This is a genomic window from Streptomyces mangrovisoli, assembly GCF_000974985.2.
Lineage (GTDB): Bacteria > Actinomycetota > Actinomycetes > Streptomycetales > Streptomycetaceae > Streptomyces > Streptomyces mangrovisoli.
In genome coordinates this window covers 1-13,142 of sequence record NZ_LAVA02000046.1, presented here as the reverse complement: position 1 = coordinate 13,142, position 13,142 = coordinate 1, and the positions used below count along the sequence as shown (strand labels likewise).

15 protein-coding genes and 1 pseudogene are annotated in these 13,142 nt (G+C 71.6%); 9 read left to right on the top strand and 7 right to left on the bottom strand.

The window, feature by feature from the left end:
• Position 1: 1 nt before the first annotated feature.
• Positions 2 to 1,177, bottom strand: coding sequence for a glutathione-independent formaldehyde dehydrogenase (locus WN71_RS20230; protein WP_046581910.1), 1,176 nt, complete (start codon positions 1,175 to 1,177; stop codon positions 2 to 4).
• 613 nt (positions 1,178 to 1,790) lie between these two features.
• Between WN71_RS20230 and WN71_RS20225 the strand changes: the two genes are divergently transcribed.
• Positions 1,791 to 2,024 carry a DUF5133 domain-containing protein gene (locus tag WN71_RS20225; protein ID WP_046581909.1) on the top strand — a complete coding sequence of 78 codons (234 nt, stop codon included), beginning with the start codon at positions 1,791 to 1,793 and terminating at the stop codon, positions 2,022 to 2,024.
• A 125-nt stretch (positions 2,025 to 2,149) separates the two neighbouring features.
• On the opposite strand, the gene WN71_RS20220 is transcribed toward WN71_RS20225, so the two are convergent.
• From WN71_RS20220 to WN71_RS20205, 4 genes are all read right to left on the bottom strand, one after another.
• On the bottom strand, positions 2,150 to 3,898 hold the full coding sequence (locus tag WN71_RS20220; RefSeq protein WP_338058689.1) for a hypothetical protein: 1,749 nt from the start codon (positions 3,896 to 3,898) through the stop codon (positions 2,150 to 2,152).
• Between the two features lie 738 nt (positions 3,899 to 4,636).
• Positions 4,637 to 5,002 carry a hypothetical protein gene (locus WN71_RS20215; RefSeq protein ID WP_046581908.1) on the bottom strand — a complete coding sequence of 122 codons (366 nt, stop codon included), beginning with the start codon at positions 5,000 to 5,002 and terminating at the stop codon, positions 4,637 to 4,639.
• Entirely contained in the window at positions 4,999 to 5,262 is a 264-nt protein-coding gene (locus WN71_RS20210) for a hypothetical protein (protein ID WP_240529700.1), read from the bottom strand. The genes WN71_RS20215 and WN71_RS20210 overlap by 4 nt, the downstream gene beginning before the upstream one ends.
• A gap of 604 nt (positions 5,263 to 5,866) precedes the next feature.
• Entirely contained in the window at positions 5,867 to 6,244 is a 378-nt protein-coding gene (locus WN71_RS20205; RefSeq protein WP_079177973.1) for an STAS domain-containing protein, read from the bottom strand.
• Positions 6,245 to 6,401: 157 nt separating this feature from the next.
• Between WN71_RS20205 and WN71_RS20200 the strand changes: the two genes are divergently transcribed.
• Positions 6,402 to 6,887, top strand: coding sequence for an ATP-binding protein (locus WN71_RS20200; protein WP_046581907.1), 486 nt, complete (start codon positions 6,402 to 6,404; stop codon positions 6,885 to 6,887).
• A 237-nt stretch (positions 6,888 to 7,124) separates the two neighbouring features.
• Positions 7,125 to 7,262, top strand: coding sequence for a hypothetical protein (locus WN71_RS41960; protein ID WP_167382937.1), 138 nt, complete (start codon positions 7,125 to 7,127; stop codon positions 7,260 to 7,262).
• Positions 7,263 to 7,439: 177 nt separating this feature from the next.
• On the opposite strand, the gene WN71_RS20195 is transcribed toward WN71_RS41960, so the two are convergent.
• Positions 7,440 to 7,892 (bottom strand): ATP-binding protein, encoded by a 453-nt coding sequence (locus WN71_RS20195; RefSeq protein WP_046581905.1) that lies wholly within the window; start codon positions 7,890 to 7,892, stop codon positions 7,440 to 7,442.
• A gap of 208 nt (positions 7,893 to 8,100) precedes the next feature.
• Positions 8,101 to 8,427: pseudogene (locus WN71_RS20190) on the bottom strand (NAD(P)/FAD-dependent oxidoreductase); the annotation flags it as partial.
• Between the two features lie 162 nt (positions 8,428 to 8,589).
• Here WN71_RS20190 and WN71_RS20185 point away from each other — a divergent pair.
• From WN71_RS20185 to WN71_RS20160, 6 genes are read left to right on the top strand one after another with little or no spacing between them, the layout of a single operon-like run.
• The gene (locus WN71_RS20185; protein ID WP_240529699.1) at positions 8,590 to 9,444 is read left to right on the top strand and encodes an STAS domain-containing protein; all 855 of its coding nucleotides are present in this window, start codon (positions 8,590 to 8,592) and stop codon (positions 9,442 to 9,444) included.
• A complete protein-coding gene (locus tag WN71_RS20180; RefSeq protein ID WP_046581900.1) occupies positions 9,441 to 9,881 on the top strand; it encodes an STAS domain-containing protein in 441 nt (146 codons plus the stop codon). The genes WN71_RS20185 and WN71_RS20180 overlap by 4 nt, the downstream gene beginning before the upstream one ends.
• The gene (locus WN71_RS20175) at positions 9,878 to 10,291 is read left to right on the top strand and encodes an anti-sigma regulatory factor (protein ID WP_046581899.1); all 414 of its coding nucleotides are present in this window, start codon (positions 9,878 to 9,880) and stop codon (positions 10,289 to 10,291) included. Before WN71_RS20180 ends, WN71_RS20175 begins: the two co-directional genes overlap by 4 nt.
• Positions 10,288 to 11,583: an ATP-binding SpoIIE family protein phosphatase gene (locus WN71_RS20170; RefSeq protein ID WP_107469709.1), complete on the top strand. Its 1,296-nt coding sequence runs from the start codon at positions 10,288 to 10,290 to the stop codon at positions 11,581 to 11,583. Before WN71_RS20175 ends, WN71_RS20170 begins: the two co-directional genes overlap by 4 nt.
• Positions 11,580 to 11,879 (top strand): ATP-binding protein, encoded by a 300-nt coding sequence (locus tag WN71_RS20165; RefSeq protein WP_046581895.1) that lies wholly within the window; start codon positions 11,580 to 11,582, stop codon positions 11,877 to 11,879. Before WN71_RS20170 ends, WN71_RS20165 begins: the two co-directional genes overlap by 4 nt.
• Positions 11,880 to 11,884: 5 nt before the next feature.
• Positions 11,885 to 12,949 carry a PP2C family protein-serine/threonine phosphatase gene (locus WN71_RS20160; protein WP_052742880.1) on the top strand — a complete coding sequence of 355 codons (1,065 nt, stop codon included), beginning with the start codon at positions 11,885 to 11,887 and terminating at the stop codon, positions 12,947 to 12,949.
• The last annotated feature ends 193 nt before the right edge of the window (positions 12,950 to 13,142 follow it).

The following is a 13,142-nucleotide window of genomic DNA, read 5'->3' as shown; positions in this document are numbered from 1 at the left end:
TCTACCGCTTGTGGCCGTTGCCGTGCCCGTCGGGGTGCAGGACGACCTTGGTCCAGCCTTCGTCACGGGCGTCGAAATGCTCGTAGGCGGTGGGGGCCTCGTCCAGGCTGAGTTCGTGGGAGACGACGAAGCTCGGCTTCGCCTTCCCTCCGGCGATCAGGTCTCGCAGCGCCCGGTTGTATTTCTTCACCGGGGCCTGTCCTGTGCCCATGCGCTGGCCCTTGAACCACATCATGCCGAAGTCGATCGGGATCTTGCCCTGCGCTTCCAGCTCACTCTGTGCCTGCGTGCCGCCGGGGTCCTGGGGCAGGAACACGCCCACCACGCCGATGTCGCCGGTGAACCTGACCGAGTCGATCAGTCCGTTGAGGGTGAGGCCGGCGTCTTCCTGTCCCTGGGGGTCGTGTGCTTGGTAGCCGACGCATTCGCAGCCGTTGTCGGCGCCGAGTCCGAGGGTGGCCTCCTTGACGACCTCGGCGGGGTCCTGTTCGGCGGTGTTGATCGGGATGGCCCCGATCTCCTCTGCCATGCGCAGCCGGTCGGGCTGGTGGTCGGCCGTCCAGACGCGGCCGGCGCCCTTGAGGAGGGCGGAGTAGGCCGCCATCAGCCCGACCGGACCGGCCCCGAAGACGATGGTCTGGTCGCCCGGCTTGACGTGGGCCATCTCGGTGGCGTGATAGCCGGTGGGGAAGATGTCGGCGAGCATCACGTAGTCGGTCTGCCGCTCGGCGGCGTCCTCGCCCAGACGCAGCGCGTTGAAGTCGCCGTAGGGCACACGCAACAACTCCGCCTGGCCGCCCTGGTAGGGGCCCATTTCGGCGAATCCATAGGCGGCTCCCGCGAGGGCCGGTTCCGGCTGCATGGTCAGGCAGTAGTTCGTCAGCCCCTGCTCGCACTGCTTGCAGAAGCCGCAGGCGATGTTGAAGGGCAGGACCACGTACTCGCCGACCTGGACCTTGCGGACGGCCGGGCCGATCTCCACCACCCGGCCCAGGTTCTCGTGTCCCAGGGTGCGGCCGGACTCGAACGAGGTGCGGCCCTCGTACATGTGCAGGTCCGAACCGCAGATGTTGGTGGTGGTGATCTTGACGATGATGTCGCAGGGATGTTCGATCTTCGCGTCCGGTACGTCCTTCACGGTGACCGTTCGCGGTCCTTCGTATACCGCTGCCTTCATGGTGACTTCCCTTGATGTCGCTCCGTGGCGGTGATGCCCGATGAAGAGGGCGCAAAAGGCTGGACTCCTGCAAGGCCGCGACGAGGCTTGGCTCCGGCACGCCCCAGGAGAGCCGTTCCGCCTGGGCCAGGTGGAACGGTCGCTTTCCCGCCGGCCTTGCCAGGCGTTGCTTCGGCGTGCCGACGGCGTGCCGTGCGGGTCCCCGTCGGCCCCCGAGGCGAAACAATCACGCGCCTACCGATGAGCCGGATCTCCCGAGCCGGGCAATGCCCGAGCCACTCCCGGACGGACGTCTCCGCGCCGAAGCGACCGCCGCCGGGTCCCAGGATGCGGCAGAGGCCGAGTTCGTCGATGAACGACGTTCCATATCGCTCGAGGGAGCGGCATCCCCGCCCCTGTCGGCCCCGGGTGTCGGGGCGAGTGACTCCCGCGGCGGCCGGGGATGCCCGGCCGCCCTGTTCGGTACCGCCCGTCGGTGGGGCCCTGGGTGTGGGGGACGCGGGAGGGTCGTTCGTGAATCCGGTTGTGCTGCGCGGGCATGGCGCACGGCAGAACGAGGTACCCGGCGGCTGCACCGCCACCCGCCATTCGGCGGGGAATCAGGGAGGCCCTCATGCTCATGGCACATCCGGCAGTTCTGACGAGCCTGATCGAACAGTACGAAACGCTGCGGGTCCTGCATGCCGAGAACGGGTGCAGCGAGGTGCGCCAGCGCATGGACGACGTCGCCTACACCCTGTGCGTGGCCACGGGCACCCGCGATATCGACGCCGCCCCGATCGCCGCCCGCTTTCAGCTGCCCGGGGCCCGTCCGGAAGACGACTCGGTCCTCACCTCCTCCACCTGAACTCGCGCTGAAGCAGGTCGTGGGAACGGTGGGGCGACGAGGACGTCGAGGCCGCTGGAGGAAGCTCCCTTGCTGTACTACAAGAACCGTTGCCGTACCGAGTGTCGCGGGGCACAGGTCTCCGCTCACCGGGCGGCCGAGGCCGCCGTCGAGGGGACGCGGACCGTCGTGATCGTCATGGGGGTGCCGGTGACCGCGATGAGATAGGTCCGCGGCTTCACCCTGCGGAAGCCGCCCGGGGGAGTCACGACGTATTCGGCGGAGGAGTGCGGGGCCAGCGCGGCGGGCCCGGCGGCGATGGTCCACCAGTTGGAGGCGCCCTGGCCGGTGCGGCTCGCGAAGTGCGGGGTGAGCCGTCTGCCCGTGGTGTTCCGGGCACGGACGTGCAGGGCGGTGATGCCGAGGTGCGCGCGGTGGGTGGCGAAGCGGGCCGTGAGGCTCATGTGGAGCGGCGGCGGGCTGGCGGCGGCGACCACGACACACACCAGGGCTGGTGCGAGCAGCGCCGTGGTCAGGGCGACCTTGGCGCGGCGGCCGGTCGCGGCCCGTGGCAGCCGCGGCTGCCAGGCGCGGGCGAACGCGGCGCCCGGGGCGGTGGCCGCGGCGGCCAGCCACAGCGGGGTCATCATCAGGAAGTAGCCGTCCTGGGAGCGGGTGGCCAGGTAGAACGCGGTCCATGGCAGGACGGTGACGGCGGGGCCGAGTCTGCGGGGAAACAGCCAGGTGGCGACGAGCAGTCCGAGCAGGAGCAGCACGCTGGCGTAGGAGTAGAAGTCGAGGCGGCTGCTGCCCGAGGTCATGTAGTAGGAGATGCCCATCGCGCCCTGGCCGTGCAGGATCGCCTTCTGGCTGAGCGGCAGCAACGTGCCGGTCAGCCAGGCGGAGAAGTCCTGGGCGGCGAAGTAGGCGTTGATCGCGGACCAGGTGAGCACGGCCGTGCCCGCGTAGCGCAGGACCACCGCGAGGGCCCGCCGGTGGCCGAGTTCGCCGCGCCGGACGGCGTACAGGCCGATGAGGAGGAAGGGGGTGAGGAACCAGGCGAGTTGCTGGGCGGCGCACGCGGCGCCCAGGCAGACCGCCCGCAGGACTCCGGGGGTGCCGAGACGACCGTCCGCGCCGGTCTGCGGCCATCGGACCACCACCGGGATGAGCAGCGCGAGCGCCGTGATCGCCGGATAGCCGTCGTAGGCGTAGTGGGGCAGGAAGCCGAAGCCGAGGCAGACGGCCGTGGCGGCGGAGCGCCACAGCGGTGGCAGCAGCACCCACAGCAGCACCGTGGAGGCGAGCAGCGCCCCGGTGGTGACCAGAGTGGCGGCGGCCGTGGAGTGGACGACGGCGTGGACGGGGGCGGCGATCAGTGCGGTGAGCGGAGGATAGGCGTAGGTGTAGTCGGCGCCGCCGGACATGGTCTTGGTGATGCCGACGGAGTGGGTCCCGAAGAGCCAGGGCCAGGCCCGGCCGTAGACGACGTGGCCGTGGAGGATCTCGTTCGCCGCCTGGGCGGTCAGGACACCCTCGTCCGTGCCCGCGTGGTCGAGCAGGTATCCGCAGGTCACGAGGGTGATCGCGGTGATCAGCACGGCGGCGTCCACCCGGATCAGCGAGCGTTGGCGGCGTACCAGGAGGGCGAGGACACCGCAGGCGAGGATGGAGGCGTAGCCGAGGGAGATGACAGCGGCGACGGCCGGTTTGGTCCTGATCGCGTCGGTCCAGGCGGCGCGCGTCCCGATGAACAGGCTGATGGTCGCCAGCAGAGTCATCCCGCGGTGCGCCTGCAGCCCGGCGTCGGCCGGGCCCGATGCCGGGCCCGATGCCGGGGGCGGCACCCGCCGGTCCGCCGTACTCCGCAGCCGGGCGCCGTGGGCGTCGGCCATGGTGCCCACCTCCTTCGTCCGGTCCGGATCCCGGGTGGCGCGGGATCCGGGCTTGGCCCGCATGCGGGTACTACAGCAGGTAGGAGTAGGTGTTCGGTGAGAGCAGGATTAATCGAGGGTGTGTCCCGGCCGATATCCACCCGATCATGGAAGGCGGTTGGGCCGATTGGTGGTGCCTGCGACGGTGATGACGAGGTCAGGGTCTTCGGCGGTGGCTCGCAGTCGGCGCCGCCGTGGGCACGGGCGGCCTCCAGTGACCAGGCAGCGATCTGGTCGCCGCGGCGTCCGGGGCCGGTGCTCCCAAGGGACGAGGGGTGCGGAGCGGCGGGCTGTCTCACGGACTCAGGCCGGTCGTGGCGAGGTCCGGGTGGTGTGTTTGGCGAGCACGTCTGCCAGCATCATGACGAGGACGCCGACTCCCACGCCGCCCAGCGTTCACAGCACGCGGTAGTCCTCGGTGGCGTAGTGGGAGGGCTGCGGAAGGCCCCGCAGGTGGCTGTGTGCGCTACTTCGCCCGTGATCGTAGGGGCGCGCTCGATGTCCGACGGCTGAGCCACGCGAAACCCCTGCCCGTTGTCGGGGGAGTTGCGGTATGCGGAAGATGTTGTACCCGGTGTCGCTGGACTTGCTCGGGTTCTGATGCGTGAGCGGGTGACATTCTGACCCATCACCCGAACCTGCATCAGGCCGTGTGAACAGAACCGGACTGGGTGCGGGCCGTGGGAAGAGCTGGCTGGGTCAGCTCGTCCAGGTTTTGATCTGGGCGGCGACATCGCGTACGGGGAGCCCGTCGCGGGCCGCGCGGGCCAGGGGCACGACGGTGTCCAGGCCGGGGCTCACCGGGAGGCCGCATGCGGAGAGGTAGGCGGCGGTCACGGTTGCTGCGAAAAGGAGGTTCCGCACCTGGAGGCTCGGGTTTCTCGCCAGCTCGCACAGCAGTGCGGCGGCCTTGTGGTGGGGCTCGGGGTAGACCTCGTGGTCGAGGATCTCCGCACGGTGACGTGCTTCGGCGGCTACGGGGACGCCGTAGTCGACGACCTGGGGGTCTCCCGGAATCTGCTGCGCGACTGCCAGGATCCACGCGAGGTCGATGCGGAGGTTCACGCGGCGTCCCTGGGCGCCGTCTTCGCCGGGGTGCCCGGGAGTCCGGGGTAGCGGTCCTCGCCGACTTCGGCATCGAATGCGTCCGTGTACGCGGCCAGGAACGATGCGGCGCCGGCCATGAAGGCTGCGCGGGACTGGTTGAGGTCGGCCTCGATCAGGTCGGCCACGTACCCCTGCAGGCTCAGGCCCCGGCGCTTGGCCCGGTCCTCGGCGGCTGCCTTGACCTCTTCGTCCAGGCGGATGTTCGTCTGCTTTCCCATACCAGCACTGTAGCTATGTGCCGGTACCAGCGCATAGCAAACGGGAGGCTGGCCCGCGGTAGGAGCGGGAGGCGGGATCAATCCGGGGCCAGGTGGGACGGGCGCGTCGGCAGGGCCAGCATGATCGACCCTGAAGAGCGCGTGAACCGCGTATTCAACCTGGACCTACGTCACTGGTCAGCGATGTATACCGTTGCCGCGTTCCCGGCTCCGCCCGCGGCGCCGTCGTCCAGACATGGACCGCTGAAGGCGCGCCAGGGTGGTCTTGCCTGTGCCGGGCAGTCCGCCGATCACGATGAGCATGTGCTCATCCTGCCGGAGCCGGAAGGCGGGCGAAACCGGCAGTGGCGCGGGAGAGTTGGCGCCGGCCGGGGACCTCGGGCCGGTCCGGGTGGAGTCGCCGGCCATGAACTAGCGAACGATCAGTCCCGGTGGGCCTCGCGGGCTCCCGGGCATGGCGCAGCAGTCATGTCGTCGGGCGCGCGGCCGATGAGTGCGGACATGTGCGGACGGTGGTCCGGCTCCGCTGCCTGAAACCGGGGCGCGCCGCGCCAGGGCGTGCGAGTTCGTAGGGTAGAGCAACTTTCACCGAGCGGACGCCAGGTCAGTCGCCGAGCGCGTGAGCGAGCGTCGCGCGGCAGTCGATCAATGTGTCCACGCCGACGATGGCGAGGGTACGCATCACCGAGTCGGACGCCGCGGCCAGGCGCAGCCGGCCACCGGCGTCGTCCAGGTCGCGGTGGGCGGCGATGAAGATGTTGAGGGCGGTGGAGTCGATGAAGGTGACCCCGCCCAGGTCGACCACGATCCGGGCGCGCGGCGCGTAGGGGGCGTCCAGTGCCTCGCGGAGCAGGCCGCCCGTGTGGTGGTCGATCTCTCCGACCGCGGTCAGTACGCGGACCCCGTCGGCGGTGGCTGTCGTCACCGTCAACCCGCCCGGCTTCCCGGCGTCCGCGCCGCCCGTGGTCTCTTCCTCAGCCATGGCGCTGATCCTGGCACACCGACACGCCGGGTGGGTGCCGCCCCGCACGACGTGGGGCGTGGACGGCATGTGGCGGATGCGACACGGCCGGCCGGGTGTGGGCGGGAGGTACCCGGGTATGCGGCGGAAATTGTGAGGGGGTAAGTACGGCAGCGTGATGAGGCCAGGCCAGGACCCGGGAGCGGGGGAGCACACGGAAGTCGACGGCGAAGTTCCGCGGACCGGCGTGTCGTTGACCGGGGACGGCACGGACATCGCGCGGGCCAGGCATCTGGCGGCGGCCTTCCTCGCGGGCGTCCGCGGCGAGCGAGGGCTTCCCGTCGCGCAGCGTGTAGTGGACCTCACGCAGCTGGTGGTCAGCGAGCTGGTCACCAACGCCCGCAAGTACGCCCCCGGAGCTGTCCTGCTGGAGTTGCGTGTCGTCGCGGGCACGGTCGAGGTCGTCGTACGGGACACCGATCCCGCCCTGCCGGCCGCGCGGGCGGCGGACGCCGGAAGGGTCGGCCAGCACGGCCTGGAGATCGTGCGGGCCGTCGCGCAGCGCTTCGAGGTGCGGCGCGAGCCGGCGGGCAAACGCGTCATCGCCCGCATCGCCCTGGCCGACGGCGATGGCAGTGGCGACGGGGCGGGGGCGGTCCGGTGATCGCCGCGGTCGGCGACAGCGGGCGCGTCCGCACCGGCCTCCGGCCGGGCAGCTGTTGCCGGAACTGGCCGGGCAGGGGGTTCATCGCCCTCCTGGACCAGGTGTACCGCACCAGCAAGCCCCGCACGGCGCGCGATGCCCGGGTGCTGCTGGGCGAGAGGGAGCGGGCGCGGGAGGCGTTCTTCGACCTCGTGCGAGCCCCGCACGGACGTCCGCGGCAACGTCATGGGGGTGCGCGTGACCGGAGTGGAGACCACCCAGGCCAAGCAGGCCCACCGGCTGACCGAGAGCCTGCTGCTCTACACCGACGGCATCACCGAGCCCCGCGACGCCTTTGGCGGGAGTTCGGTGGACAACGCCTCGCCGACGCCGTGACCGGCCCGTAGCGGCCCGCCGAGCATCGGCCCACCGCGCACCGGCCCGCCGCCGATGTCGTCGACGCCCTGACCGGGGCCGTGGGCGCCTTCACAGGCGGGCGCGGCATCGACGACGACCAGGCGGCCCTGGTCCTGACCGCCACCTGCCGGGTTCCGCCTGCCGAGGGCGTTGGCGCTACGCCCTTGCGGCGGGCGGGTCGGCCAGGGCGAGGCGGGCGGTGACGCGCTTGCCGACGGGCCCCCGTTCGATGCGCAGGGACTCGGTGACGGCCTGGACGATCTCCAGGCCGTGCTGGCCGATCCTGCCCGGGTCCGCGCCGCGCGGGGTGGGGACGGTGGGGTCGCTGTCCCACACGGTCACCTCGACATGGTCGGCGTCGATGGCGAGTTCCATCAGGATGGGTCCCGGGGCGTACTTGCGTGCGTTGGTGACCAGTTCGCTGACGACAAGCCGGGTCAGGTCGCGAACGCGGTCGCTGACGGTCAACCGGTGTGCGGTGACGGCCTGTTCCAGGAAGGCGGTGACACGGTGGCGGGCGTCGGCGATGCAGCCGTCGTTCCCGGTCAGGGCGTGGCCGGCGCGCAGCAGACAGCCGTCCGGTTCGGGACAGCCGTCACCGTCAGCCATGAGATGCCACTGCCCCCGTCCTCGTCATTCTGGTGTGCGAGCGCGCTTCTACCCGCTCTGCCGTCGTTCATTCACGCAACATCTTGTTCCCCGGTCATCGTCGGCCCCCGCGGTCGCGGTGGGTCAGCCGGTTCTGGAGGCGGGAGAGGGCGGCCGTGCGGTGGCGGCGCAGGGCGGCCCGTGCGGCATCAGCGCCCGGGGCCCCATGGACGCCGCCGCCGCGTCGGGCCGGACGGCGGGCGAGCGCGCCGCTCAGCGCTCCCGAGCCGCCGGCCGGGACGGGGAAGCCGTGCGTCTGGCCCAGCATGGACATGCGCCATCCGAAACCGCCGCTGCCCGCGGCCTCCGGCGCCAGGTCGGCGTGCAGGGCGTTGCCCGCGAGCAGGAGCCGGCCGCCCTCGCCGCGGAACTCCTCCTCGCCCAGCCGGCGCACCGGCAGCACCATCGTCCGCGCACCGCGTCCTCCGCGTGTTCCAGAACCCGGGATGAACAACACAGTTGCCGCGCGTGCGCGGCGTCGGGACGGCGGGGAAGGACCGGCGCCGTCGAGGCCGGTCGCGACGCGCCCCCGCCCGTGGGTCGCGAGCGGCCATCCGGCGTGGCGCACATCACGGTTTTGGGCGGCGTTCGCAGGTCACACGAAGGGCCGATGGTTTCGGACAGGCCGCTTGGCCGCCTGCGAAGAAGGATGTGTTTTGTGGCTGCTGAAAGCGTGTCGGATCGTCTGGTCGGTCTGCTGACGGTCCGGGGGGAGGACCTCGGTGCCGAATGGTCCGACAAGGTCGCCGGTTCCCTGGGCGGGCGGGTGAGCCGAGCCGAGGTCCAGCGGGAGCTGAAGGAGATCTACACGGCGCTCGTGGCAGCCCTCGCCGAGGGCGGTATGGACGGCCGCGGGGAAGCGTTCGGCGAGGTCCGCGCGCTGCTGACCGAACTGTCGCGCAACCGCGCGCACCAGGGTTTCACCCCCACCGAGACGGCGGTGAGCGTCTTCGCCCTCAAGGAGGTCCTGGAGCCGGCCCTGTCCGGCGACGACAGCGACCTCCAGGCCTACCTGAAGTTCTCCACGCTGCTGGACACCCTGGGCCTGTTCACCATGGAGGTCTACACCCGCACCCGCGAGGAGCTGATCTCGGCGCAGGCCGAGCAGCTCCTGGAGCTGTCCACGCCGGTCGTGAAGCTGTGGGACGGCGTGATCGGTGTTCCGCTGGTCGGAACCCTGGACTCGGCGCGCACGATGGTGGTCATGGAGAAGATGCTCCAGGCCCTGATCGACACCGGATCCGAGCAGGCCATCATCGACATCACCGGCGTTCCCGCGGTCGACACCGAGGTCGCCCAGCACCTGCTGAAGACCGTGGTGGCCGCCCGGCTGATGGGCGCCGAGTGCACCATCTCCGGGATCCGGCCCCAGATCGCGCAGACGATCGTGGCACTGGGGATCAACTTCGGCGACATCGTCACCAAGGCCACCCTGGCCGACGCCCTGAGGCACGCGCTGCGCCGCTCCGGGCTCACGCTCTCCCGCACGGCGCCGCAGGCCGGTGCCCGGTGACCGAACGCGTTCCCATCCTGCAGATCGGAAACGTCCTGCTGGTGTCGATCCAGACGGACCTGGACGACCAGTCGGTGATGCTCCTTCAGGACGAACTGGCGGCCGAGGTGGTCGAGACCGGCGCCCACGGGGTGGTCATCGACATCACCGCGGTGGACATCGTCGACTCCTTCGTGGGCCGGATGCTGGCCACCATCGCGTCCATCTCCCGGCTGCTGGACGCGCAGACGGTCGTGGTCGGTATGCGCCCGGCCGTCGCCATCACCCTGGTGGAGCTCGGCCTGTCCCTCGGCGGCGTACGGACGGCGCTGTCCCTGGACAAGGGCCTGCGCCTGCTGGAACGGGCGCGCGCCGAGTCCCTCGAGGAGCCCGAGCCCGACGCCGCGGCCGGTCCCGGCGCCGATGGCGTCGGACCGGATGCCGCGGCAGGCCTGTGAACGGCGCCTCCAGCGCCTCGCAGACGCTGGAGATCACGGCCAACGCCGGTGTGGTGCAGGCGCGCCAGCGGGTACGGGCCCTCGCGCAGCAGTGCCGCTTCTCCCTGGTGGAGCAGACGAAGCTGATCACCGCCGCCAGCGAGCTGGCCCGCAACACCCTCATCCACGGCGGCGGCGGCACCATGACCGGCGGCCTGGTGGAGGAACGCGGCCGGCGCGGGGTGCGCCTGGTATTCGACGACCGGGGCCCCGGCATCCCCGATGTCGACCTGGCGCTGACCGACGGCTGGACCTCGGGCGCCGGGATGGGCCTCGGGCTGTCCGGCTCCAAGCGGCTGGTCGACGAATTCCTGCTGGAGACCGTTCCCGGACAGGGCACCACCGTGACCGTCACCAAGTGGGCGCGATGACGGACACGGACGCCCCGCCCCTGATGGACTGCGAGGACGTCGCCTGGTTCCGCGACCAGCCGGAAGCCGCCCGCGGCGCGGCCGCCGCGTTGGGCCGGCGCATCGGCCTGGGGGAGCAGCGCAGTTCCCAGCTCGTCCTGGCGGTGGCCGAACTGGCCGGCAACATCGCCAAGCACGCCGTCGACGGCTCCCTGCTGCTGCGCGTGGTGCGTAACCACGCCACTGCCGGGGTCGAAGTACTGGCCGTGGACGGCGGCCCGGGGATCGTCGACGTGCAGGCGGCCCTGCGGGACGGCATGTCGACGGCAGGCACCCTGGGTATCGGCCTCGGCGCGGTCCGACGCCTCGCCGACTCCTTCCACATCCATTCCCAGCCCGGCCTCGGCACGGTGCAACTCGCCCGTTTCTGGCCGCGTCCCGCGGATCCCTCGGCGACCGGCGAGCCCGTGGTCGGCGGTGTCACCCGGCCCATCGGCGGCGAGCAGGTCTGCGGCGACGCCTGGGCCGCCCGCACGGACACCGGTGAGCGGCAGCGCGCCCCGCACATCGGCGACACCCCAGCCCCGTCGGCGTCCGGCGGCGTCAGCTGGTCCGCCCTGACAGGGATCCGGCCGCCCTCATCGCACCCGTCCTCACCGCGCCCACCCTCACCCCACTCGCCCGCACCGCGTCCGTCCGAACCCCACCCGCCCACACCCCCCGCCGCGGACCCCTTTGTGCGCCCCGGCGGTTCTGGCCGCCCGGGCCGCACCGGTCGCCCGACGGCGGTGCGTGCCGCGGCCGCGGGGCCCGGCACCGGTGTGCTGGTCATGTCCTGCGACGGGCTGGGCCACGGCCCGATGGCCGCCGTGGCGGCCCAGGCGGCCGTGCACGCCTTTCGGACGGGAACCGCCCGCACCCCGGAGGAGACCGTGGAGCAGGTACACCGCGCCCTGCGCGGAACCCGCGGCGCGGCGGTGGCCGTCGCACGCCTGGAGCCGGACGGCCGCCTGCTGTTCTGCGGCGTCGGGAACATCACCGCCGCCCTGGTCACCGGCACCAGCCGCACCACGCTGCTCTCCCACCCGGGCATCACGGGCCACCAGATACACCAACTGCGCACCTACGAGCACCACCTGCCGCGGCACGGGGTCCTGGTGATGCACTCCGACGGCCTCAGCGAACGCTGGGCCCCGGGCGACCTGGCCGGCCTGCTCCACCACCCGCCCGCCCTGATCGCCGCCGCGTTGCTGCGGCAGGCCGGAACCCGTCGCGACGACGCCAGCGCGGTGATCGCCAAGGCGGCACGGTGAATCCACCCGCCCCGCGCGTCCACCGCCGCACCGCGGGCGCCAGTGCCCTGCTGGTGACGCCGCTCAGCACCGAGCAGGACATCTTCGCCCTGCGCCGGCACGCCAAGACCATCGCCTCGGCCGTCGGTCTGGACGACCGCGACCAGGTCCGCCTGGCCACCGCGGTGAGCGAACTGGGCCGGGATCTGCTGCGCCCCTCGGCGATGACCGCCATGTTTAGCCTGCAACGGAAACCGGCGGCGCTCCGCACCCTTCTGCACTGGCGCACGACCGCACCCCCAGCGGCGAGTCGCTGACCGCCGTGACCCGGCTGCTGCCGCAGACCCGCTACGAGCCGGCACTCGACCGTCCGGATCAACCGGACGGCGGCCGGATCGAGATCGTCTGCCGCATCCCCGAACTCGCCGCCCGCGACCTGGCGGTGGAACACGTCCTCGCCCGCCTGGAGTCGGACGGCCCCGCCAGCGCGATCGACGACCTCCAGGCCCAGTCCCGCGACCTGATCAACGCGCTCCAGGAAGCCCATGCCCAACGCGACGAACTGGAACGCCTCAACGAGGAACTGACCGAGACCAACGCCGGGGTGATGGCGCTCTACGCGGAACTCACGGCCGAGCACAAGGACGTGGTGGAACGCTTCGGGCAGGAGCACGAACTCGCCCTGGCCCTGCAGCGCACCTTCCTGCCCGCGAGCCTGCCCCGGAGCCCCGGCGCGGAACTCGCGGTGCGTTACCTCCCCGCCGCCACGACCGAGATCGGCGGCGACTTCTACGAAGCCGTCACCACCGCACAGGGCCTGCTCCTCGCCGTCGGGGACGTCGTGGGCCACTCCCTCCAGGCCGCCATGGTCATGGGCGAGATCCGCCACGCCCTGCGCGCCTACGCCGCACAGAACCTCGCCCCACACGTCCTGCTGGAGCACCTGGACCATCTGCTGCGCCTGCACCAGCCCGGATGGACCGCCACCGTGTGCATCGTCCTGGTCGACGCCGACCTCGCCCGGCTGCACGTCGCCAACGCGGGGCACCTGCCGCCCCTGCTCCTGGGGCCCGGCGGGACGCCCCGCTACCTGCGGGAACACGGACCGCTCCTGGGCCTGGGCCTGCCGCAGCCCGCGGCCGCCTGCCACGACATCGAGTCGGGCAGCCGGCTCGTCATGATCACGGATGGGCTCGTCGAGACCCGCAACGTTGAACTCAACGAGCGACTCGACCTGTTGAGCGCCGTCGTGGCGGAAGGACCCGGCGAGCCCGAGGAGTTGTGCGCCCACCTGGTGGACCTCTTCGGAGAGGACCCCGACGACGACATCATCGTCTTCGCGGCACGCCTCCAGGCGCCCGCGCCCCAGGCGGGCGGAGGGGGCTGACCGCCACGCCGGAGAGCGCCCCCAGCTCCTCTTCCTCTCAACCGCGCAGCTCGGGCAGCACCTTGGTGCGGTAGAAGTCGAAGAAGCCCTGCTGGTCCTTGCCGATCTGGTTGACGTACACCGTGTCGAACCCTGCCGCGGCGAACTCCGACAGCGCCTTCACGTGACTACTCCCCCGCATGAATGCGGGGGC